This window comes from Methanomicrobia archaeon (assembly GCA_011049045.1).
GTDB lineage: Archaea > Halobacteriota > Syntropharchaeia > Alkanophagales > Methanospirareceae > JACGMN01.
Genome location: DSCO01000005.1, coordinates 1 through 21250, shown reverse-complemented (window position 1 = coordinate 21250; position 21250 = coordinate 1). Strand labels below are relative to the sequence as shown.

Genomic DNA, 21250 nt, shown 5'->3' with positions numbered 1-21250 from the left:
GCAGAGGATGTGCTCCTGAAGAGCCGGATGAGGGAAAACTTCACGTCCGGTTCTGTGAGGGGGCTCATAGTCACCTCGGAGCCAGTACTCCAACAAGAGGTAGGCTATGAGCTCTACTCGACACCGCTCTGATAGGCTACCTAATGATGCTGTTCACTTCTTCAGCGGGGAGAGCCACTTTATTTTTATCTGAGAATGGCAGAATTTAGCAGAGCTAATCAGAACAAAAATACGGTGAAGCCCATAAGATCCTATTTACTACACAAAAAGCATTCGCGCTTGGGATGAGCCGTTGGTTAGATTCCGTCGATCTCCTCCCCGTCACCCTTAATCCCTCCTTCTCGCGTTCTCTCTTTCTTTTATCTGCTCCTCTAACTCCTTTATTAGAACCCCGTTATCAAAATGTTCGAAATAGGATTCGCAATCCTCACACCAGAAATCCTGTTCTGCTGCTACTTCAAATAAAACACATTGACAGTGGCAGTGGTAAAAATCACCACTTCTTTCGTATTCGAGTTTATTACTTAATTCATGTAACTCGTCATCCGCTTCTTTATCCATCATTTTCTTGACATTATTGGAATTAAAGCACCACCAATAAGTGATCCGGCCACTATTATCATCACGTTCGGTCCTGTACTCGGCATTCCTACGCTCATATAACTTGTAGAGAACTTTTTTTATAGAGGAGGGTTTCGCATCGTTCAGCTTTACGTTCTCGCTATTTCATTATCAGGAACATTTTTCATTATATTCAGTCCGTATTCCCCGATAATTTTTCTGAAATATTCCCTTACCAAAAGATCTTCTGTTTCGAACATTATGACAACGCTCCACAATAATAGTTAAAACTGCGGAGTAGTTAAACCTTCGCACTGGTTTTATCGATTAAAACTGAGGCCGTCTCGCAATCAATCCTATGAACAGACCAACAAGTTACGGGAATAAGACAATCCCGTGAGCCCACAAACCTGAGATGCCAAATTGACGAATGAGCCACCTATTTTTCCCAGGGCAGGGACGTTCCTACCCAACTTACCCCACACTATCTTCAGGTTATGACCCGTGCACACCAGATTATGCTCCATTCGCGCACCTTTGGTGCCCCTTGTCAGAAACGCTCGGAACTTCATATTCTGTTTCATATTCCCGAATACCCACTCGACCGTCTCTTTTCGGTTCCGGTACTCCTCTTTCCCAACATCAGATCGCATCTTCGCGGCCATCCGCCGCCGTTCCGCCGCGTACTCATCGGTCGTGATGACCCGCTGGCGGTTTTTCCCCGCGCAGTCCCGCTTGAACGGGCAATCGCGGCAGTTCGCACCGTAATAAGTGTACAGCGGCTTACCGTCGTACACATATGCCCCTTTTCTGGTGAGTAGGCCGCCAGCAGGGCAGATAAAGTGGTCCTTCTCCTCATCATAGGCGAACTTATCCTTCGAATACTGACCTCCCTCAACCTTCTTGCCCTTCTGCTCCTGTGCCTGCTTACTATTAGGGATATAGCCATCCAGCGCCTTCTGCTCCAGATACCAGAGGTTCGCGCCGCTGAAGTAGCCGTTATCCATGCTTACCTTCGTTCCTTCTGGCAAGGCACCGAGATGCTTCTCCACCAGCTCGAGCTGCGGCTGCGCCTGCTGGTGGTCAGTGCACTCCTGCGTGACGTCATTGGCCAGAATTATCCCGGAATCGTGATCCACGGTGATCTGCGCATTGCATTATATGAGAGTTCCCGGTGGTTCTTATTCCCCATAAACCGCGCCTCGGGGTCACTCAGACTGACAGCAATCTGGCCGCTCGTGGTGAGCTCTTCCTCGGCCTTCTCCAGCTTTTCGCGGATCTTTTCCCGCTGGCGCGCATCGCCGTGCGCATACTGCTCGATCAGGTGCTTCGTCGCTCTCTTCACCCTTTTGCCGGAAGCTTCTTCAAGCTCCTGGAGCTTTTTGCGGATCTTCTCGGGCGAATCGAGCTCTGGCGGAAGTTCGTCGCCGCGCTTATCACCGTAGAGCCGGTCCTCTTCTTCATCCACCGCTATCCCCCGATCTATTATTCTCCTGATCTCTTCCAGCTCCTTCTCAGTCAGCGTGTAGCTATTTGAGGCATTGGCTTTGAGTTTTGTCCCGTCCGTCGAGATATGTCCCCGGGTCACGATGCCCGCAGCTTTGGCGACCACAACGGTCTTCTTAAAGGTCTCTTCAAGCAGCCCTTTGCATTCCCTTTTAAAATTGCAGATCGTCCTGAAATCGGGCCTTTCGTTCCCGGTGAGGTACATATAAATCACATTCTCGCAAGCCAGTTTCGCAATTTTCCGCGAAGACCACACAGAATCAACGGATGCCATAACCACCAATCTCAGCAACATCCGGCGTGGATATACCGGGTTGCCTGGTGTTGACCTGTACTTCTTCTCCACGTCACGGATATCCATGTTATTCACGATGGCAGCAACCAGATGGCAGATGTGGTCTTCCGGTATAAAATCAGTAATAGCTGGTGGAAATAACCATGACTGTCCCATTTTATCCTCCCTTAGCGTCATTTCTATCAACACTCCATTCGTATAGTACTATTATAGTATGTGAAACCATATTAAAAGCTTTGCTATTGACTTGAAATGAGGCAGCTATAAACGCTCAGCACATTGTCTCACAATTATCTATCAATTATCCTAAATATGCTGAGGACATTAATGGCGGATCATTTTGTGTTAGCACGATCGCGTTTTAGAGCGTGGCGGTAGAATTGTTGGACCGCCTCTAAAACTGTGAGAAAAAACGTTATCAAAGCCGCTTTCTCAGGACGCTTCTGATTTTTGGGTAGCAGGTTTTCTGGTGGTGTGGTAAAAAGCTAATTTGCTTATATAACCTTGAGTAGTATGTATAACGTTGTGATGCAAAAATGTCTGGAGAAGACAACGTGATTTATATCGGAAATAAGCCAGTGATGAGTTATGTCCTGGCAGTAGTGACGCAGTTTAACAACGGCTTGAGCGACGAGGTAGTAATCAAAGCAAGAGGTAGAGCGATCTCACGAGCCGTGGATACCGCAGAGGTAGTACGGAATAAGTTCATGCCTGGCGTAGACGTGAAGGACATAAAGATGGGAACAGAGCAGCTCGTAGGGGAAAACGGAGACAAAATGAACGTCTCTTCGCTGGAAATAACCTTGAAAGCCAAAGCGTAACGTTAGTAGTATAGCTAAAGAAGCACAGAGGTTTAACTCGTTCATATCGTGAACTACCCTGCTTGTAGCTTCAAAAAGGCGGTCAATATTTTTTCGTGCTTCTCCCAGTTTATTGAAACCAATGGCAAGCAGTATGAGGACTGGATAGCGGCTATAAAGTTATATTAGACGACGAGAGAGACGTTAGCTCAAATTTACTGGTAAAAACATTCTAACTAAGCGATATTAACGTTTATTTTTCTTTTTTGAGCGTTATTAACAATTTATTTAAAGTTTAGACGGAGAAAATAGCTTTTCTTTCTACCGCAGTCCTTCTGAGCCGCTTTGCCTTCTGCTTATATCGCTTCTTCCGCGCCGCCACCCGCCGCTTCATTCCCTCCGCTTTTATCACCGCTTCTTCTTTATCGCTTCGTCCTTCCACTTCACTGTTTCTTCCCCCGTGGTTCGCTTTCTCACCATTTTTATTCACAATTTGTAAGAGCCATCGCATACCCGAAATTAACTTTTGGTCGCCCGTTTGACTTTGCGTCTCGATAAAGAGTTTATTTGTATACGGTATTTTCAATCGCCAAAACATAGGTATTTAAGTACAAAATGCATACTACTAAATAAGAGCGGAAAAAAAGATGGACATGAAAGCGGTTGATAAGATGGCGGAAAAATCTTTTATAAGATGTATCGATACGGGACTGTCAACCTGTTGGGGGTTGAAAATGGAACCATCAAAGTTAAACCGTGTATTATGGAAATACGGTCTAATTTTCAAACTCAATGAGGGACTTGAAGAATTTTCAAAAGCAGAGACCTAACGTGTAATATGTAATCCTAGCCTAGTTCAGTGCTTAATCTTCGAGTCTATCTGAAGACATAGAGGCAGTATTAGCAGGATTTATGTTGATAAAATAAGATCATAGTTTGCTAAAGACTCATCAGAGCGAAGAATCGTCAAGGTTCTGCTGTAAGAAGTGTGGAGTTAGGTGGGCACCGAATATAAGTGCCCGAATGGATGCAAGGCAGGATAGAAGGAGGGGAGTAAAGAATGGTAAAGATATTGCAGATGAACGCCGGGAGCACAAAGGGCGCTGTGGGGTATTGTTGTGAATGTGGCTGCGGTGTGTGTAGCTTTGAAGGGGAAGAAACGATGAGAACGTATGAGCAGCTACATTTAAAAGCGAATAAATTGGTGGTAGAATCAGGGATGTTAAAGGCACAGGCTGAAAATCTTTTAGTGGATACCGCACAGATAAAGAACGGAAAAATCCCATAATAAAAAAGGGGGAATATCTCTTCGACCCGTTTACCGTCTCTTGGGAATAGAACTGTAAGCGTTGATGTGGATAAAATAGTATTATACTCTGTTAAAGAGTCATCAGGGAAATGAAACCGAGGAAGCTAATTACGGAACTTGAAACGGGTGGAGATTACGAACAGGCAAGGCAGATAAGAGAAACATACCGAGGGAGCAAAAAAATGGTGGCACATTTGGTAATCAGGGAACTAATCACAGAGCTTGAAACAGATAGAGAATACGAACAATGAAAAAAACAGAACTGGTACACCTCCATATGTTATTGGCTCAGTTTAAGAAGTACTGTGAAGCGAAAGGCTTTGATTGCGATTTCACGAAGTACAAAGAGCTGAGTATTTCACCCTTGCAGGTCAATCTGAGTTTGGAAGAGCATGAGCGGGCTATCTTTGTTCTTACGCTGGCATTATTGTCCGCGACAAACCGCACCTGAAGTGGATATGAAAGTGGCATGTCGCAGCGTGCTGTCAAATTTCTCCGGCCCCACACTACCTGTACAAAGGGTGTGCTGTACTGTTCGGAGCGATGTGCAGGTGGCGTAAATCCCGCCCACTCTTGCGCCGCATCATGTGGCATTCGCGGTGCCTAGCGATGCTCCGCTCTCGCCTCCGTGTGGCAGAGAATCCATTTATTTATCATATTAGATGATGCACCGATCACACGGAGCTACATTCAGGATAAAGTGATAAATAAGATGCTCGTACAGTATTACCGGTATGGCGTAGCGGAGATCAAGAGGTGAGTGTCTGGATATGTCACGTTTCGGCCACAAGCACCTGGTGAGCATTTTCCTGAAGTTTATCATCGCTGCTCTGGCGGTGACGACCTTACTCAGGGGTGACTACGTCTGGTTCATCGGTAGCTCGTTCGCGCTCTTCCTGACCCTCGTGCCCACTATTCTGGAGCGCGATTTCAAGATGAAACTCCCCCTCCTCTTCGATACCACCATCACGATCTCCATCTTCCTCCACGTGATTGGCGGCTACCGTGGTTTCTACGAAATAGTGCCCTTCTACGGCCATTTCACCCAATTCGTATCAGCCGCAACGGTCGCCCTCATCGCCGTAATCCTCCTCTACGATCTTGCCTTTCACGTGCGTATCGTCGAGCTCCCGCCGCTCGGGTTCGGCATTTTTACGGTTCTGTTTGCCATGAGTATGGGCGTGGTCTGGGAATTTCTGGAATGGGGTTTCGATCTCATGCTCGGTACGACATTGCAGCGGGGGCTCCACGAGACCATGCTCGACCTCCTCTTCGATACTATTGCCGGTATTATCATCGGAGCGTTCTCCATCCTCAAACTGCGGCGTGGTGAGCCGCTCGCAGAGCGACCAATACGGGGTGGCTAACCGCCGCTCACCGATCGTGAACCTGCAGCTCAGCTCGCTAAAGCATTTCGATTCACGAAAAAGGGTGATCCACGAGTGCCACGGGTACGTCCCCCTCCGCGCTTCACGGACCACGCCGCCGATAGCCAGAGAGAAGATCACCAGCATCGCGATATTTATGCACTCCTGGGAGAGCAGCCCCGCTGTAACGAACGAGAATCGCGCCGTTGAGAGCGGCCAGAGGAGCTCAACGCCCTCCAGATATTCCGGCCCTGCTTGTTGTGCCGCTGCGACGCCAAAGATCGTAAGCAGCGAGGTCTTGAAGGAGAAGAGGTCCAGGAAGAGATGACTGAGCGTGCCCAGTACACACCAGGGAAGGAGCTGTCGTGCCTGCACCCTGTCCCGCACCACGGTGAATCCCAGCACCACGAGCACCGCGATTACCAGAGCGCCGAGGAGCGAATGGGTCGCGGTGCGATGCAGCACGAATAACGCATCCCACCCGGCAACCGCGCCAATCGTGTCAATATCGGGCAGGAGAGCGCAGAGCGTAACGGCACGAACGCCTGCATCACCGAGTTGGCTGCGGCGTCCGAGAAAATAACCGGCTAGGTAATGCGTCAGCGGATCCATGGCACCACTCTTTACGTCCCTGAGCTCTTACGTAGAGTATAGCTCATTCGCTATATCTTTTTTGGTTCACTTCCCGCTTCGTGCAGTGCATACATAACATAAAAGGCGCGCGAGCATTTTTCATACCGCGAGCACGTAAGGTAAGTATGAACGAATCTGAAGAACTCGAGAAGTTGAAAGAGCGCGTCGGACGACTGGAAGCGAAGTTCAATGTCTTCTTTAAGGTACTACTCTACCTGCTGCGCGAATTGGAGCCCGAAGAGATGAGCAATTTACTGGATAAAGCGGCCTATGAGCTCGCGAGCATGACTGAAGAGGAGAAGCAGGACTTCGTTGCGTGGCATAGACGCGTCTTCGGAGATCTCCAGAACCGTGAGTGCTGAGCAGCGTGGAACGAAGCTCATATGAAGGGGCTGAGATCGAATCGCATCCCGTCGCGGGCGGCGATGACCTCCACCCCGGTCTCGTCGCTGAGCTGCTTGGCGATCTCCCAGGGCTTGTTCCGGAGCATGGTCATCCCGAAATGGGTGAGGATTGCCACTTCGGGTCGCCGCGCTTCGATGATTCGCTTTGCATCCTTAACGGACAGATGATCGACCCCGTCCCGCCGCCGGTACATCGCGACATTCATGATGAGCACCGCGCCGTCGTAATACTCTTCCAGGCCCTCGAAATAGAGCGTATCGGAAATAAAGGAGACGATCGTCGAAGCTCCGCCCTGTAATTTGATATTCAGTCCGAAGGTCTCCACAATGCTGTGCACGTGCCGTTTCGGGGTCTGGAGCTCGAGTTTCCCCACCGTGTAGCTGCCGCCCTCCTTAAAGATCTCAATGCGATCCAGAAGGCCCTTATAATAATTCAAGACGACCGCATCGCCCCCGTTATGAAGCGCGTCATTGGGGCAGAGCAGCACGCCACGCGGCTTGAAGCCGCCCTCGGTCATCGCTTCGATCATCACATTGACATCGTTAGAGTGGTCCAGATGCTTGTGCGTGAGCACAAGTGCATGAAGCTTTGCGGGGTTGAGCTTCGGGCGGCTCGCGGTAAATTTCACCAGTGTTCCCGGCCCCGGATCGATGAGGATGTTGGTGCCCTGGAGGCTCAGCAGGGTCCCGGCAGAGGCACGAAATTGCGTGATCATGACGAATCGCGCGCCGGCAGTACCCAGGAACTTTAGCTCGTCTCGCTCCTTCCGTGTCATTTAATCCTCAAATCCCCGGTGCAACCCCCACTTACGCGCGCTCATGAGCGCTTCCTGGTATTCGCGCAGCGTTACTCCCCTGCTCAGCTCATCATGCTCGCACGCTTTATACATAGGTCTATATTGCGCCATTATATTTACATACGATTCTTGCGAGAGTTCAGTGGCAATGAACTTAAAGACCGCCTCAGAGCCTGCGAGGCCGTGCGGCAGTACCAGATGCCGTATCAACAAGCCCCGTACCGCGATTCCACGCTCGTCCACTCGGAGATCGCCAACCTGACGGTGCATCTCCTTTACCGCGGCCCGAGAGACCTCGACGTAGTTATGTGCCGTTGAATATCGCTTCGCTACCTCATTATCGCTGTACTTAAGGTCCGGCATATAAAGGTCCACGATACCGTCTAGCAGCGCAAGTGTCCGCGTTGACTCATAGCCGCCGCAGTTGTAGACCAGCGGCACGCGCAGCCCGCCTTCGATCGCGACCTTGAGCGCTTTCACGAGCTGTGGTGTGAAGTGCGTGGGTGTGACGAAATTGATGTTATGGCAGCCCAGGTGTTGCAGCCGGAGCATGCTCCGCGCGAGCTCGTCCTCGGTCATCGGTCGCCCGTGTCCGAGGTGACTGATGTCATAGTTCTGGCAGTAGATGCAGCCCAGGTTACAGTTGGTGAGAAAGATCGTGCCTGAGCCATGCGTGCCCACGAGCACATCCTCCTCACCAAAGTGCGGCTGCACACTGGAGACTATCAGCTGACGATCAGACTTGCAATAACCCCGCTCACCGTTGATACGATCAACACCGCATTCACGCGGGCAGAGGGTACAGGCACGCAGTATACTCCAGAGCTGCGCGATCCGTTCGTCAAGCTCACCGCACTCGTATGTCTCAAGATAAATCGGTGCGGACATAGGGCTTTTCATGTACAAAATTGAACAGTACCCTATAAATTGTTGGCCCGAAAGGCTGAGCAGTGTAGGACGATACGTGCGGGAGGAAGAGACGAGACGAGATGGTGAAGCGCGGGAAGATCATTGCGGTCGCAGGCAAAGGTGGCACGGGAAAGACGGTCATTGCCGCGCTCTTATTGAAATTCCTCACGGAGTCGAGCAGCAGTGAGCAGGTACTGGCAATCGATGCGGACCCGGCAACGAGCCTGCCGAGCGCGTTAGGTGTAAAAATAACGAAGACGATCGGAGACGTACGTGAGGAGATCGCATCGCCGTCGCAGGTCTTCTTCTCCCAGGATATGCCCACCGATATGCTGCTCGAGTACAAGATCGAGGAGATTCTGGTGAAGACGCCGCGCTTCTCGGTACTCGCGATGGGGCATTCTGAAGGACCGGGCTGTTATTGCCTGATCAATGACATGCTCCGGCACTTCATTGATAAATTATCAGCTCGGTTCTCGACGATCATCATCGATTGCGAAGCTGGTCTGGAGCATCTCAGCCGGCGGACGACCCGGGACGTAGATACGCTGCTGGTGGTGAGCGATCCAACGAAACGTGGGATTGAAACAGCATCATCGATTAAACGGCTCGCGGAAAAGCTGCAGGTTAACGTGCGGCACATCTTCCTGATCGTGAACAAGGTGCGGGACGATGAGCAGGTGAAAAGGGCTCTACCCGGATTACTAGCGCAGAGCGGTCTTGAACTCATAGGAACGGTACCAGAAGACGAGACGATCGGAGCGTTCGATCTGATGGGCACGCCGATCATCGAACTCCCGAATGATTCGAAGGCGGTGGAGGCCGTGAAGGCGATTTGTGAGACGGTTTGTGCGGGATAAAGAGATCGCGAGCAAGCCAGCCCGCGGGTCGGCGATGGTGCCCTCAATCTAATCGAACTTGTCCTCCCCCAAAAATTCGGTCAGCTTCCGGTCAATGTCTTTACCTTTTCCTCCGCTGTGCTCGTAGCTCGTCCTGTCATCCACGATATGTAGCACGGTATGACCCCGCTCTTTCAACGCATCGGCGATGAACCGGCGATGACATCTGAGGACGTGCAGCTCCGCGCACATGAGTACGACCCGTTTTGATGCTGCAAGCTCTTCAACGTAGGTCAATCCCCGCTCAAATTCACGGGTTTCCATGTACGCGCGATAGCCGCCCTTCCGAAAGCCGCCGAGTCGTCCTACATGTTGATACACAATGCCGTGCTGCTCCAGGCAGTCTCTGAGTTGCTCTCGCGTGAAGTGGCGATAGCGGGAGGTCGGGAACCGCCTGATATCCAGAACCAATTCGATCTGGTACGCTCTGAGCACATGCAGGAACTCCCGCATGCTCCTTGAACTCGTGCCCACGGTCCAGATTTTCATGCCGGTCGAGCCTCATTCATCACGGTGCTGCGGTCTTACCGTCGCGAAGTTAGTAAGCAGGTTCGTTAGAGGACGAGCTAGCTCGAGTACTGCGGCGGTTTTGTTATGAACGCTAATCCCGCAGCTAATATGCACAACACGCCACAGACGATAAATGCTATATCAAAGCTACCCAGAACATCCTTCGCTTGTCCTGCAACGATTGGCCCTAATATGCCTGCTAGACCATACCCTAAAAATACCATTGCGTAGTTACCGCCGTAGTTCCGTATCCCAAAGAACTCCCGTGTCGCTGCAGGGAATAAGGCGAAATTGCCACCAAACATCAGCCCTATCCAGGCCGCCGCCAGGGTGAGCCCCGCCTCAGTTGAACCAAGGCGCAATACGATGAGCGCGAACATCATACTCGCCTGTAAGAAGAACATGATCCCCATCGCTATTGTTCTTCCGATCTTATCTGAAGTCCAGCCCCAGAATATTCTACCCGCGCCATTGAATAGGGCGAGTATACCAACGGCAGTGCCAGCTGCAGCCGCGGGAAGCCCTGAATCAATACCGTACAATTTCAAGATGCCAATGGTCATGAGCCCAGCAGAAGCCGCGAAGATGAACATAACCAGCAGCATCCAGAACTGAGGCGTCTTGAGCATATCGGCTCGTTCCCAGTCACCCGGTACCTGAGTGCTTCTCGCTTTTACTGTGGGCTCCCAACCCGCGGGCTTCCAGCCAGCTGGCGGGTTCTTCAGCAAGAGAGCACCGAAACCGCCAAAAGCGACGAAGACCACACCCCAGATCAGCAAGGTCCCGGCAAGCCCGTAATTATACAGTAGTTGTATGAGATCGATCTTCAATCCCGGCATGTCGATACCCGTACCTGATAGGACGGAGATGAAGAATGCGCCCGCTCCAAAACCCGCGACCGCTATTCCCGTCGCCAGTCCGAGCTTATCGGGGAACCATTTGCCAATCGCGGCGATAGGGCAAACATAACCGATACCTATTCCAGCCCCCGCAATAATACCCAGCGTGAGTACAAGCCAGAGGAAATTACCGGGATTGAAACTCGAGAGTATGTAGCCAAGCCCGAGGACAACTGCACCAACAAGTGCCACTTTTCTCGGCCCGAGCTTATCCTGCCATCTGCCAGCGACGACCATGACGAGTGCAAAGGTGGCAAGTGCAGCTGAGAACACGATCTGCGTTTCCGTTACGCTCCAGCCAAATCCGCCAAGCGCACTATCCGTCTCCAGCTCAGCGGCGAAGACACTCCACGCGTAGACCGCACCAAGGCATAATTGGAGCATGAGCGCGCCAACCAGGATAAACCATCTGTTGCCAACCGTATCACCAGAACTCATGGTAGTTAACCTCAGAAACTGTTGGTTATAGAGAGATATATAAATACCCACTTTCTCCATTCCGGCCGGGATCCTTACCGTATGCACTTCCGCAGATCATCATCTTTCTGCCTCACCTGCCGCTACCCGTAGAGGCACGGCTATATACGTCGCTTCTGCCGCTGGTAGAGTCGCTCGACCGTTTCGATCGTATCAATCTCATCGACCGCGAGGTCCCAGCGAATTCGTTTGATGCGCGGGAACCGGAGTGCGTAGCCGGCCTCGTAGAGCGAGCTCTTCTGTATCTCGTCGAATTTCACCTCCACCACCACCCGCGGCTCGACTATCAGGGCTCGTCCTCGCTGCTCGCGTGCAATGCCCTTGAAGTATTCGGTCATCTCCACGATCTCTGCATCTTTCAGGCCGATGAAGGCCTTGATGATCGGCGTAAGATTCTCGTCCCGGTCTCGGGTCGCGAAGGTGTAGTCCGAGAGCTGGTGTGCTCGCTTGCCGTGGCCGTACTCGACCGCTATGACGACCAGGTCAAGCGTTTCAGCCTCAGGCTTCAGCTTCAGCCATGCACTGCCTCGTTTGCCCGGCGTGTAGCACGACTGCGGGTTCTTGATCATCAAGCCTTCAGAGCCGTGGTCGAGCGCCTCCTGGAACATGATCCGCGCTTCGGCTGCGCTCTTCGTCAGGAGATAGGTCGCGATTGCTACATGCTCACTCGGCGCGATCACGGTCTGCAACAGCTTACGCCGCTCAAGTAGCGGCACATCTATGAGCGTCTTGCCATCGAGATACAGGAGGTCGAAGACGTGTACTTTTACCGGGATCTTGCGGGCAAACTCGTCAATGCGATACTTCCGCCTGAGCCGCTTGATCAGCTCCTGGAATGCTTTCGGCGAGTGCTCGAACGGAATGATCTCGGAGTCAACGATGAATGAATGCGGAATCTTTCGGACGTCAGCAACAATTTCAGGGAGCGATTGGCTCACCTCTTCGGCTTCTCGGGTGAATACATTCACGAACTCGTCATGTTTATGGATGCTGAGTCGCGCACCGTCGTATTTGTACTCGAAGAGCGCGGTATCGAAGCGTCTGAACCCTTCCTCGAGCTGCTCTGCGGTATCCGCAAGCATCGGGCGCAGCGGTCGGCCGAGCACGATGGTGAGCTCTTGCAGCCTTGCAGGCGCCTCTTTCGCTAGCTGTGCCACCTCGCCGATGTCTGATCGCACCATGTATGCCTTACGGAGCACAGCCACATCCACTGAAAAGGCCTGCGCGATCGCTTCTTCCAGCAGGCCGTGCTTGAAACCATAGCGCATATCGCCGGTAATCGTCTTCACGATGAACTTCGCCTCAGCTGGCGTGCTCTGGTTCAGGAGCCCGGTTAGTATCGCCCTTTTTCGGCGCAGTGAGTCCTTACCGCTGAGCGTGGCGATCTTCATCAGTGCGCTATAGCATTCCTCGACGGTGAGCGGCTCTGAGACTAGAGAAACGGCGATTTTCGGCTTTGCCGTTACGAGCAATTCGACCGCGGAGCCGAGGTCGCCAAACCGGTTGTATGCCGCTTTCAGGTCGTCATCGGAGATATGAACGACGGAACGAACGACATCCCAGAGGCTCGACCAGCCGATTTGGAGCTCCTGCACCGCATAATCCGGGAACAGCCGGCCGCGGAGCATGTAGCAGACGTGCGGCAGTAGCGCCGAGGGCGTTCCGCGTAATAAATCCGCTACCAGCGTGATCTTCTCCCGTGTGCTTGACGTTGCTCTGACCTGCTCGTAGATTTCAGTGAGCTCGCGTAACAGCATGCTAGTAGAAAAGTACCGATCAAAGACAAAAAGATCGGTTCATGGTGCGCAGGAACCCGGTAAACACGCCTCTATAAACGCCTTAAAGGGTGGTGAGGGCTTGTTCGGCCGGGATCGGAACTCCGGGTGGAACTGCGTGGCGAAGAAGAATGGATGCCCCTCGAGCTCCACGATCTCTATTCTCATGCCGCTTCTGTCTGAGCCGGAGAAGACCACGCCATCTTTCTCGATCTGCTCGACGTACGCGGGATTCACCTCGTACCGGTGCCGATGCCGTTCCACGATCTTATTCATACCGTAAATCCGCTCTGCGATCGTGCCCTTCCTGATGAAGACTTGCTGGTTGCCCAGCCGCATCGTGCCACCCAGCTCATCCACGCCTTCCTGGTCTTCCAGCAGAGCGATAACCGGATGTGGCGTCCCTTCTGAGAGCTCAGCACTATGCGCGTCCTTGAGGTGCCCGACATGCCGGGCTATCTCCACCACCGCCATCTGAAAACCAAAGCACAACCCGAGGTAGGGGATCTTGTGCTCGCGCGCGTACTGAATCGCGTTGATCTTCCCCTCGACGCCGCGACCGCCAAATCCGCCGGGAACGATAATGCCCTGAACGCCCTCAAAGAAGGGTTCCAAGCCGCCAGCAACCTCCAAATCCTCCGCCTCGAGCCATTTCACCATGACGTTGCACCCAACTGCCGTCGCCGCATGCTTGATCGCTTCTTTGATGCTCAAATACGAATCCTCTAATTCCGCATACTTACCCACGATCGCGATAGTTATGCACGGCCCTTGCCTCGATTCTTTCAGCCGCGCCACCATCATCGCCCAGTTGGCATCTTCTACACCCTGCGTCAGTTGGAGCTTGCTCATGATGATCTCGGCCATGCCTTCCCGCTCGAGCAGCAGTGGCACCTCGTAGATGTCCTCCGCGTCTCGCGCACTGATCACCGCATTCTTTCGCACGTTACAGAACATCCCGATCTTCGCCTTTACCTCATCCTTAAGGGGCACTTTACACCGGCAGACAATGATATCGGGCTGCAGCCCCAGCTCGCGCAGCGCCTTCACTGAATGCTGCGTTGGCTTCGTCTTCTGCTCGCCGAGCGCGGTATACGGCACCAGGGTCACGTGCACGAAGAGAAAGTCGTTCTCATCCTCCTCGCCGTGCATCTGCCGTACCGCCTCGAGGAAGGGCATGCTCTCAATGTCGCCAACCGTCCCGCCGATCTCCACCAGGCAGATCTCCGCACCACTCCCCGCCGCCACCGCCCGGATACGCGCCTTTATCTCATTCGTGATGTGCGGAATGATCTGGACCGTCTGGCCGAGATATTCGCCCTTCCGCTCACGCTCAATCACCGCGTCATACACGATGCCGGTGGTTATATTGTGCTCGCGGCCCAGCTCGATATCCATGAACCGCTCATAATGGCCCAAATCGAGATCAACCTCCGTGCCGTCAGCACAGACGAAGACCTCACCGTGTTGATACGGGTTCATCGTGCCCGCGTCGATATTGATGTACGGATCGATCTTGATCGGAACGATGGAATAACCGCGGTCCTTCAAGAGCCGGCCAATGGAGGCCATAGTGATGCCCTTCCCAAGCCCGCTCATCACGCCGCCGGTCACCACGATATACTTCATCACGAGCTCCCTTCTGCTCCACGCTTCTCAGATGTATGAAATGAATAAAAAGATGCACGCTTCTATGAACAACTTACCCGTGCAGTCGGTGATAAACCTTTTCGTCTCAGCTCACCGCCGGGCTACAGGTTGTAAAGCACGAGGAACAGGAAGAGCAATGCGGCGATAAGCGCGCTAACGAAGAGCGCTCCAGGCGAATTACTGAACAGGCCCACGTACAGCATCAAGACGACCAGAACGAAGATGATAGTGATGACCGTGGCGGAGATGACCAATCGAGACAGGAACTCACGCTCGTCTGCGGTCAATACAATCTCCTTCTTTTCCGCGACCGATGAGGCCGCAGGGATCGGCGCCTCACGGTCCGCATGCTCCGTACGCGCGCTAAGCTCCTCCGATTCGACGATCTCGACACTAAATGCGCGCTTGGACGCGCCGTAGCCCGAGCTCACGAAGATATCGCCCCGGGTGGACTCGTCGGTGACGCCCGCGTAGCTCTTCGGCAGACGTAGCATTGCTGCTACCTTCTCGGTCTCGATGACGTAGACCTTATCCTGCATGATCATGAGCTTGTCCCGAATCCGCGGGCTCAGCGAAAAATGTACGTGTGTTGGTTCACCGCGATTGATCACAATGATTTCGAAACTCGTCTCCTCGCCCGCCTTCAGCGGTATCCTCAGCACTTCATGCTCGAATTCGAGCGAATTCAGACCCTTCCTGCTCAAGTATATCTTCTGCTGTATGCGTTGTTCCGTGCTCCTTTCTCTTCCCATGCGCTCGCTCCTCTTTTCCTCGCACTCACGCCGCGTCGAAAACGGCTCGATCAACGGCGTACTCGTCAGTCAGGTTCGTTTTTCTTTCGGTAGCAGGAGGTTCGGAATCCCGTCCTCTATCGGATAGCGCGCATCGCACTGCCGGCAATACAGACTCCCCGTCACTACCTCGTTCTGTTCGTCTTCCGCCTGAATGCTCAGCTCCAAATCGCCCTTGCAGGCAGGACAGGCGAGGATATCCATCAGCTCTTTCTTCATCGCGTATCGTTTTATCGTATCCCACTCTTTTTTTTTGAGCCCGGGTCAAGTTAAAGGTACCACCCTTTTTATCTGCAGGGGTGGAAAGAGAATGGGATGAGCAGCAGAAAGTTCGTTCCCGGGAGCCGTCTGGAGATCATCGGTATCCAGGGACTGCCGGAGATCACTGAAGGTGATGATCTTCCTCAGCTCTTCCTCGATGCGGTGCAGGAGCAGCAGCTGGGCTTGGCGGATGGCGACGTCATCGTAATCACCTCAAAGATCGTCTCAAAGAGTGAGGGGCGCGTCGTTGACCTGGCCGCGGTGCATGCGAGCAGCGAAGCGGAGCGAATAGCACGTGAAACGGAGAAAGACCCGCGGATCGTGCAGCTCGTTCTTGAGGAGTCGAACATCATCGAGCGATTGATGCGAAACCATCTCATTGTGGAGACGAAGTACGGCTTTGTCTGCGCTAATGCGGGCGTAGACGAGTCGAACGTCGAGGCGGGTAAGGCCGTGCTGCTCCCCGAAGATCCACAGGAGAGCGCGCGACGGCTCCGCCGTGAGCTCGAGGCGCAGAGCGGGAAACAGATCGCGGTATTAATCGCGGATTCCTTTGGCCGTGCATTTCGTGACGGTGTTACGGGCATCTGCGTCGGTATCTCGGGTATTCCCGCTCTGGTGGATCGACGGGGTGAGGAAGACCGATTCGGTAAGATCGCGCAGATAACGAAAGAAGCGATCGCCGACGAGATCTGTGCGGCGGCGAATCTGGTGATGGGCGAGTTTCAGGAGGGCGTGCCCATTGCGATCGTCCGCGGATTGGTGGTGGAGCGGGCCGAACGAGATATTCACGAATTACTATTCACCCGTGAGGAAGACCTCTTCAGGTAAGCTGCAGGCTCGCAAAGCTTTTTCTGCGCTGCCTGAGAATAGTGAACTAGAACGATGGTGAAGAAATTAGCGGTTCTTGATGAGAACAAATGCATCGGCTGCATGGAGTGCATGTTCGCCTGCTCGCGGCGCGTGGGGCGCGGTGGTATGAACAAGTCCGCGATCGGCGTGCGTTCGGCGGGCGGCATAGAGCGCGGCTTCGTGATCACGGCCTGCCGTGCGTGCAAGAACCCGCCATGCGCGAAGGTCTGCCCGACGGACGCTTTACGGGAACGAGAAGGCGGGGGCATCATATTGGACGAGGATAAGTGTATCGGGTGCGGCTACTGCGTCGATGCCTGTATTCTGGGTGCGATCTTCTGGGACACTGAGAAGAACAAGCCCCTGGTCTGCAAATACTGTGGCAAATGCGCTGAGTATTGCGTGCATGATGTTATCGGTCTGGTGGATGTAGAGGAAAGCTGAGGTGTAGCGAAAAATGCAAGCGCAAGATCTGAATAAGGTACTGTACATAAATCTGACGAAGAAGGACATCGCGGTACGTGCGCGGCCAGAGCTGTTTAGCGCGTATCTGGGCGGCACGGGCGTCGCGATCAAGCTTTTGGAGGAGGAATGCCCGCCCGGGACCGATCCGCTGAGTCCGGAGAATCCGATCATCTTCGCCGTGGGCCCGATCTCAGGTATGTACCCCTCGGCCTCGAAGACGGTCGCGATGTTCAAATCACCGTTGACCGGGAATTTGGGTGAGAGCCACTGTGGCGGCAGAAGCGCGATCTCGATCAAGCTTGCGGGCTATGGTGCGATCGTCATCAGAGGCGCGAGCGACCTCCCGCTCTATCTCGCGATCCACGGCGACGACGTCCACTTCCGGAACGCATCGTCTATTTGGGGCGTGGAGGCGCACACGGTGGGCAGGATCTTACGGGAAGCCGAGCCGGGGAGCGGGCTCAGATCCATCATTCGGATTGGGCGAGCGGGTGAAGAGCTGGTACGATATGCCTGCGTGGTTGCCGAGACCTACCGCCACTTCGGCCGGCTCGGGCTGGGTGCGGTGATGGGCTCAAAGAAGCTGAAAGCGCTCGTGGTCTCCGCAGACAAAAGCGCGGAGATACCGAAGGAGAAGCTGAAAGCGTATCGAGCGATCTACGACGAGCTGCAAGAGGTGGTGGTGGAGACCGACGCGATGGAGAAGTATCATGATCTGGGCACGGCAGGAAAGATCTACGATCTGAACAAGATCGGCGGCATGGCCTATAAGAATTTAACCTCGGCGCAAGCTCCCGATGCGGTGGCGAAGGAGTTATCGGGTGAAAATCTAGCGCTGAAGTACCTCTCACGACGCGTATCCTGTGCGCACTGCCCGGTGGGCTGTATCCATCTGGCTTCAGTCCGCGAGATGTACGAGCCGGGTTACTATTACAAGACCTCGACACTCTCCTATGATAATGAAACTATCTACGCGCTTGGTTTCATGATCGGGGTCACGAAGGCGGAGGAATACATGCGGCTGATCGATCTCGTGGATCGCGCGGGGTTGGACGCGCTCAGCACGGGCGTGACGCTCGCATGGGCGACCGAAGCGTACGAGAGGGGGCTCATCAGTGAGGCGCAGACCGGCGGTCTGAAGCTGGCATGGGGTGATACCGAGACGTATTTAACGGCGATCAAGAGGATTGTCCTCATGCCGAACGAGTTCTATCGTGACTTAGCGCAGGGCGTGGAGCACGCTTCGCGTGTGTATGGTGGTCAGGAGTTCGCGCTCGCCTTTGGGGGGAACGAGATGCCCGAATATCATACGGGTATCGCGTGCTATATCAACAATCTCGCCGGTGCACGGCACAGCCATCTCGACTCCGCGGGCTATGACCTTGACCAGAAGTTGCTGGGCAAGGAGTTCACGCTCGATGAGGTGGTGGATCAGCTGCTGAAGGAAGAGGAGTGGCGGCAGATACTCTCCAGCCTCGTGGTCTGCTTCTTCGCCCGAAAGGTCTACACGCCCGAGGTTATCCCGAAGGCGCTGGACGCTATTGGGATCGACGGCTGGACGACGGAGAAACTGGAAGCGCTCGGGAGAGAGATCCACCGTGCAAAGATGAACTTCAAGTTCAGAGAGGGCTTCGAGCTGGATACTATCCGTATACCGAAACGTATCTTCGAGGTGCCAACACCGCACGGACTCTTGAAGGAGGACGAGCTTCGAAACGCACTTGCGCTCTACAAGCAGAGACTGCAAGCGGGGTCGTAATCTCCCACAGCTTTAAAAGAGCAGGTATCTAACAAGAGCATAGCATAGCAGACAGACCGCATGGCCGAAGAACCTGAGAGGACTACAGCACTCACGGTAACCGAGAAGAAAGTGCTGCTGGCGCTGGACCGCGAACGAAGCAGAGCATGGGATCAGAGCGCCTTAGCCGCGGAGACGGGTCTCAACGAGGACGCCGCGATGCAAGCTGCGTTCATGCTGGCGCAGCAGGGGCTCTGTGAGATAAAAGGAATAAGAAAGCTTATTCAGCACTTAACGGAGGAGGGCCGGGAATATGCGGAAAGAGGCCTGCCTGAGCGTCGCGGGCTCGAATTGTTACCGTTACCGCTCGAGGAGTTCAAGCACTCGTTCAGGGACGAGAAGGAAGCGAACATTGCAACGAATTGGCTATTACGAAAAGGGTGGGCGCGCTTCGAAGCTAAAGACGGCGAGAAGCTATTAGTACCAACCGGGACCACCCTCTGGGAATCTAATGTTGACGAAGAGTTATTGCGCATCCTTCATGATGCTAAGGAACTGGAAGAAAGTATCCTGCTAGATCGAGTAAAGGAGAACGTCACGGGAATAGCTGATAAATCGCTCAATCGTGTTTTGGGCGAGTTGATGAAGAAGAGGAACTTGTTAGTGTCCACCGTACAAGTCGAGCGAACCATAGCACTTACTGAATCAGGCCACTCGCTCGTTGATGGCGGCATCTCGATCGAGGATGAGTTGTCGCAACTCACGCCCGAGCTGTTACGCACGGGTACATGGCGAGGGCGGACGTTCAAGACCTACGACGTGCATCTCCCGTCGAAGCGGGAATTCCCGGCGAAGATCCATCCCTATCAGCGAATTCTGGACATGATGCGGCGGATCTTCACGGAGATGGGTTTCACGGAGATCAAGGGTGATCTGATCCAGAGCGCGTTCTGGAACTTCGATGCGCTCTTCGTGCCTCAGGACCATCCGGCGCGTGAGATGCAGGACACCTTTTACCTGGGTGCGAAGCAGCCCCTGGACGTCGAGGAGCGGATTGTAACAAAGGTAAAGGAAATGCACGAGCATGGTGGCTCGTTGAATTCCTCCGGCTGGGGCGGTGCATGGAAGAGGGAGTTGAGCGAGGAGCTGCTGCTGCGAACCCACACAACGGCGGTAACGTTGTGGTATTTAGCCTCGCATCCCGAGCCGCCGGTGAAGGTCTTCAGTATCGATCGCGTGTACCGCCGAGAGACGATCGATCCAACGCACCTGCCGGAATTCTATCAGTTGGAGGGGATCGTGATGGACCGGGGCGTCTCGTTCAGGAATCTGCTCGGCTGCCTCGCAACGTTCTATCACAAGATGGGCTTCCCCTCGATACGGTTCCGGCCAGGCTATTTCCCCTACACTGAGCCCTCGGTTGAAGTGGAGGTGTACATGCCAGAGCACGGCTGGCTGGAGCTCGGCGGTGCGGGCGTCTTCAGGGAGGAGGTGACGAACCCCATCGGCGTGCAGTACCCGGTCCTGGCATGGGGGCTGGGTATTGAACGGCTTGCGATGCTGAGTCTCGGCCTGACGGACATCCGCGATCTCTATCGGTCGGATATCGACTGGCTACGGAAGACGAAGATCACACAGGGGTTACACATCTAACACTACCTGCGCATGCCACTGCTCGTTCTTCGTGACCTCCATCATGTTGTAGGTAACGGCCTTGATGATGATACCCGCCTCGTGCGTATCGGGATCGAACTTCCCGCCGCGGCACGTGCCCGTAATGCTAAAGGTTGTGGTATCAACGGTGATAGTGAAGTCTGTCATAACCAGGAACTCAGCCTCGAACAGGAAGAGCAGTTCATCGAGCCAGTCGAACATCAAGCTGTACAGATCTTCGGCTTCTACCGTTATCGCTCGCTCTTCTGTTGTCGCGATGGCCGCAACGTCGGTCATGAAACTGTACATGGCGAGCGCGGCATTGGCGAAGAGTTCCTCCAGAGACGAGCCGAACGCTTCGAACCCGACATCAGAGGGGTGCTCGATGTACCGGTAGCTCCGTGCTTCATGCTTCATGTGCTTTTTTTTTTTCGCGATGCTCACCCTATGCTACTAGTTTGTTCCACCTGAAGTAAAGAAACGGTGTTTCCAGTTCTGGGAACCACAACCACGAACACCTTCGTCTGTTACCACGGGCTCGAACGGTTCGATACCGAAGTATTTATATGCGCGCATGCACTAGTGTCTTGACAATTTATTTTCCAGTCAATATTTATATGTGGGGTACTCCATACTGGTTTCATGAGCAGATTTTCCCTTGCTCCCGACGAGGTAGATTATCTCACTGGTTTTGTGAAG

Annotated in this window: 21 protein-coding genes and 1 pseudogene; 9 read left to right on the top strand and 13 right to left on the bottom strand. The window is 53.5% G+C overall.

Translation table 11 applies throughout. From position 1 onward, the window contains the following. Nucleotides 1-327 precede the first annotated feature (327 nt). Together ENN68_00530 and ENN68_00525 are read right to left on the bottom strand one after the other, a co-directional pair. Nucleotides 328-708 (bottom strand): hypothetical protein, encoded by a 381-nt coding sequence (locus tag ENN68_00530; protein HDS44584.1) that lies wholly within the window; start codon nucleotides 706-708, stop codon nucleotides 328-330. A gap of 302 nt (nucleotides 709-1010) precedes the next feature. Next, nucleotides 1011-2539, bottom strand: a pseudogene (locus ENN68_00525) (IS1182 family transposase). A gap of 359 nt (nucleotides 2540-2898) precedes the next feature. Between ENN68_00525 and albA the strand changes: the two are divergent. The 3 genes from albA to ENN68_00510 all read left to right on the top strand — a co-directional run bounded on the left by albA (nucleotide 2899) and on the right by ENN68_00510 (nucleotide 4922). Beyond that, entirely contained in the window at nucleotides 2899-3183 is a 285-nt protein-coding gene (gene albA, locus ENN68_00520; GenBank protein ID HDS44583.1) for a DNA-binding protein Alba, read from the top strand. A gap of 1039 nt (nucleotides 3184-4222) precedes the next feature. Beyond that, on the top strand, nucleotides 4223-4450 hold the full coding sequence (locus tag ENN68_00515; GenBank protein HDS44582.1) for a hypothetical protein: 228 nt from the start codon (nucleotides 4223-4225) through the stop codon (nucleotides 4448-4450). 268 nt (nucleotides 4451-4718) lie between these two features. Beyond that, nucleotides 4719-4922 (top strand): metal-binding protein, encoded by a 204-nt coding sequence (locus ENN68_00510; protein ID HDS44581.1) that lies wholly within the window; start codon nucleotides 4719-4721, stop codon nucleotides 4920-4922. Between the two features lie 394 nt (nucleotides 4923-5316). On the opposite strand, the gene ENN68_00505 is transcribed toward ENN68_00510, so the two are convergent. Both ENN68_00505 and ENN68_00500 read right to left on the bottom strand, forming a co-directional pair. Continuing rightward, entirely contained in the window at nucleotides 5317-5511 is a 195-nt protein-coding gene (locus tag ENN68_00505; GenBank protein ID HDS44580.1) for a hypothetical protein, read from the bottom strand. A gap of 15 nt (nucleotides 5512-5526) precedes the next feature. Continuing rightward, nucleotides 5527-6450: a metal-dependent hydrolase gene (locus ENN68_00500; GenBank protein HDS44579.1), complete on the bottom strand. Its 924-nt coding sequence runs from the start codon at nucleotides 6448-6450 to the stop codon at nucleotides 5527-5529. Nucleotides 6451-6596: 146 nt separating this feature from the next. Here ENN68_00500 and ENN68_00495 point away from each other — a divergent pair, with 146 nt between their 5' ends. Then, nucleotides 6597-6833 (top strand): hypothetical protein, encoded by a 237-nt coding sequence (locus tag ENN68_00495; protein HDS44578.1) that lies wholly within the window; start codon nucleotides 6597-6599, stop codon nucleotides 6831-6833. Nucleotides 6834-6850: 17 nt separating this feature from the next. Here ENN68_00495 and ENN68_00490 read toward each other — a convergent pair whose 3' ends face one another. Together ENN68_00490 and ENN68_00485 are read right to left on the bottom strand one after the other, a co-directional pair. Continuing rightward, the gene (locus tag ENN68_00490) at nucleotides 6851-7651 is read right to left on the bottom strand and encodes an MBL fold metallo-hydrolase (protein HDS44577.1); all 801 of its coding nucleotides are present in this window, start codon (nucleotides 7649-7651) and stop codon (nucleotides 6851-6853) included. Then, a complete protein-coding gene (locus ENN68_00485; protein HDS44576.1) occupies nucleotides 7652-8572 on the bottom strand; it encodes a radical SAM protein in 921 nt (306 codons plus the stop codon). 89 nt (nucleotides 8573-8661) lie between these two features. On the opposite strand from ENN68_00485, the gene ENN68_00480 reads away from it, so the two are divergent. Continuing rightward, nucleotides 8662-9441, top strand: a complete 780-nt coding sequence (locus ENN68_00480) for an ATP-binding protein (protein HDS44575.1) — start codon at nucleotides 8662-8664, stop codon at nucleotides 9439-9441. Nucleotides 9442-9489: 48 nt separating this feature from the next. Here the strand turns inward: ENN68_00480 and ENN68_00475 are convergent, their stop codons facing one another. The 6 genes from ENN68_00475 to ENN68_00450 form a co-directional block, all read right to left on the bottom strand. Then, complete coding sequence (locus tag ENN68_00475) at nucleotides 9490-9969, bottom strand: DUF488 domain-containing protein (GenBank protein HDS44574.1); 480 nt, start codon at nucleotides 9967-9969, stop codon at nucleotides 9490-9492. A gap of 77 nt (nucleotides 9970-10046) precedes the next feature. Further along, on the bottom strand, nucleotides 10047-11327 hold the full coding sequence (locus ENN68_00470) for an MFS transporter (GenBank protein HDS44573.1): 1281 nt from the start codon (nucleotides 11325-11327) through the stop codon (nucleotides 10047-10049). A 140-nt stretch (nucleotides 11328-11467) separates the two neighbouring features. Beyond that, nucleotides 11468-13123 (bottom strand): ATP-dependent DNA ligase, encoded by a 1656-nt coding sequence (locus tag ENN68_00465; protein HDS44572.1) that lies wholly within the window; start codon nucleotides 13121-13123, stop codon nucleotides 11468-11470. Nucleotides 13124-13162: 39 nt separating this feature from the next. Beyond that, nucleotides 13163-14770: a CTP synthase (glutamine hydrolyzing) gene (gene pyrG, locus ENN68_00460; GenBank protein HDS44571.1), complete on the bottom strand. Its 1608-nt coding sequence runs from the start codon at nucleotides 14768-14770 to the stop codon at nucleotides 13163-13165. A 122-nt stretch (nucleotides 14771-14892) separates the two neighbouring features. Beyond that, a complete protein-coding gene (locus ENN68_00455) occupies nucleotides 14893-15543 on the bottom strand; it encodes a hypothetical protein (protein HDS44570.1) in 651 nt (216 codons plus the stop codon). 69 nt (nucleotides 15544-15612) lie between these two features. After that, nucleotides 15613-15801: a Trm112 family protein gene (locus tag ENN68_00450; protein HDS44569.1), complete on the bottom strand. Its 189-nt coding sequence runs from the start codon at nucleotides 15799-15801 to the stop codon at nucleotides 15613-15615. A gap of 96 nt (nucleotides 15802-15897) precedes the next feature. On the opposite strand from ENN68_00450, the gene cofE reads away from it, so the two are divergent. Genes cofE through ENN68_00430 form a run of 4 tightly spaced genes read left to right on the top strand, consistent with a single transcriptional unit; the run spans nucleotide 15898 to nucleotide 20551 of the window. Continuing rightward, the gene (gene cofE, locus ENN68_00445) at nucleotides 15898-16674 is read left to right on the top strand and encodes a coenzyme F420-0:L-glutamate ligase (protein HDS44568.1); all 777 of its coding nucleotides are present in this window, start codon (nucleotides 15898-15900) and stop codon (nucleotides 16672-16674) included. A 54-nt stretch (nucleotides 16675-16728) separates the two neighbouring features. Next, nucleotides 16729-17139, top strand: a complete 411-nt coding sequence (locus ENN68_00440) for a [Fe-S]-binding protein (GenBank protein HDS44567.1) — start codon at nucleotides 16729-16731, stop codon at nucleotides 17137-17139. 13 nt (nucleotides 17140-17152) lie between these two features. After that, nucleotides 17153-18919, top strand: a complete 1767-nt coding sequence (locus ENN68_00435; GenBank protein HDS44566.1) for an aldehyde:ferredoxin oxidoreductase — start codon at nucleotides 17153-17155, stop codon at nucleotides 18917-18919. A 60-nt stretch (nucleotides 18920-18979) separates the two neighbouring features. After that, entirely contained in the window at nucleotides 18980-20551 is a 1572-nt protein-coding gene (locus tag ENN68_00430) for a phenylalanine--tRNA ligase subunit alpha (GenBank protein ID HDS44565.1), read from the top strand. Here the strand turns inward: ENN68_00430 and ENN68_00425 are convergent. Next, on the bottom strand, nucleotides 20540-20968 hold the full coding sequence (locus tag ENN68_00425; GenBank protein HDS44564.1) for an archease: 429 nt from the start codon (nucleotides 20966-20968) through the stop codon (nucleotides 20540-20542). The genes ENN68_00430 and ENN68_00425 overlap by 12 nt on opposite strands. Nucleotides 20969-21250 lie beyond the last annotated feature (282 nt).

Coding starts and splice junctions, on each gene's coding strand:
- albA (HDS44583.1), top strand. CDS start 2,899: ATGTCTGGAGAAGACAACGTGATTTATATCGGAAATAAGCCAGTGATG.
- ENN68_00515 (HDS44582.1), top strand. CDS start 4,223: ATGGTAAAGATATTGCAGATGAACGCCGGGAGCACAAAGGGCGCTGTG.
- ENN68_00510 (HDS44581.1), top strand. CDS start 4,719: ATGAAAAAAACAGAACTGGTACACCTCCATATGTTATTGGCTCAGTTT.
- ENN68_00505 (HDS44580.1), bottom strand. CDS start 5,511: ATGGCCGTAGAAGGGCACTATTTCGTAGAAACCACGGTAGCCGCCAAT.
- ENN68_00500 (HDS44579.1), bottom strand. CDS start 6,450: ATGGATCCGCTGACGCATTACCTAGCCGGTTATTTTCTCGGACGCCGC.
- ENN68_00495 (HDS44578.1), top strand. CDS start 6,597: ATGAACGAATCTGAAGAACTCGAGAAGTTGAAAGAGCGCGTCGGACGA.
- ENN68_00490 (HDS44577.1), bottom strand. CDS start 7,651: ATGACACGGAAGGAGCGAGACGAGCTAAAGTTCCTGGGTACTGCCGGC.
- ENN68_00485 (HDS44576.1), bottom strand. CDS start 8,572: ATGAAAAGCCCTATGTCCGCACCGATTTATCTTGAGACATACGAGTGC.
- ENN68_00480 (HDS44575.1), top strand. CDS start 8,662: ATGGTGAAGCGCGGGAAGATCATTGCGGTCGCAGGCAAAGGTGGCACG.
- ENN68_00475 (HDS44574.1), bottom strand. CDS start 9,969: ATGAAAATCTGGACCGTGGGCACGAGTTCAAGGAGCATGCGGGAGTTC.
- ENN68_00470 (HDS44573.1), bottom strand. CDS start 11,327: ATGAGTTCTGGTGATACGGTTGGCAACAGATGGTTTATCCTGGTTGGC.
- ENN68_00465 (HDS44572.1), bottom strand. CDS start 13,123: ATGCTGTTACGCGAGCTCACTGAAATCTACGAGCAGGTCAGAGCAACG.
- pyrG (HDS44571.1), bottom strand. CDS start 14,770: ATGAAGTATATCGTGGTGACCGGCGGCGTGATGAGCGGGCTTGGGAAG.
- ENN68_00455 (HDS44570.1), bottom strand. CDS start 15,543: ATGGGAAGAGAAAGGAGCACGGAACAACGCATACAGCAGAAGATATAC.
- ENN68_00450 (HDS44569.1), bottom strand. CDS start 15,801: ATGAAGAAAGAGCTGATGGATATCCTCGCCTGTCCTGCCTGCAAGGGC.
- cofE (HDS44568.1), top strand. CDS start 15,898: ATGAGCAGCAGAAAGTTCGTTCCCGGGAGCCGTCTGGAGATCATCGGT.
- ENN68_00440 (HDS44567.1), top strand. CDS start 16,729: ATGGTGAAGAAATTAGCGGTTCTTGATGAGAACAAATGCATCGGCTGC.
- ENN68_00435 (HDS44566.1), top strand. CDS start 17,153: ATGCAAGCGCAAGATCTGAATAAGGTACTGTACATAAATCTGACGAAG.
- ENN68_00430 (HDS44565.1), top strand. CDS start 18,980: ATGGCCGAAGAACCTGAGAGGACTACAGCACTCACGGTAACCGAGAAG.
- ENN68_00425 (HDS44564.1), bottom strand. CDS start 20,968: ATGAAGCATGAAGCACGGAGCTACCGGTACATCGAGCACCCCTCTGAT.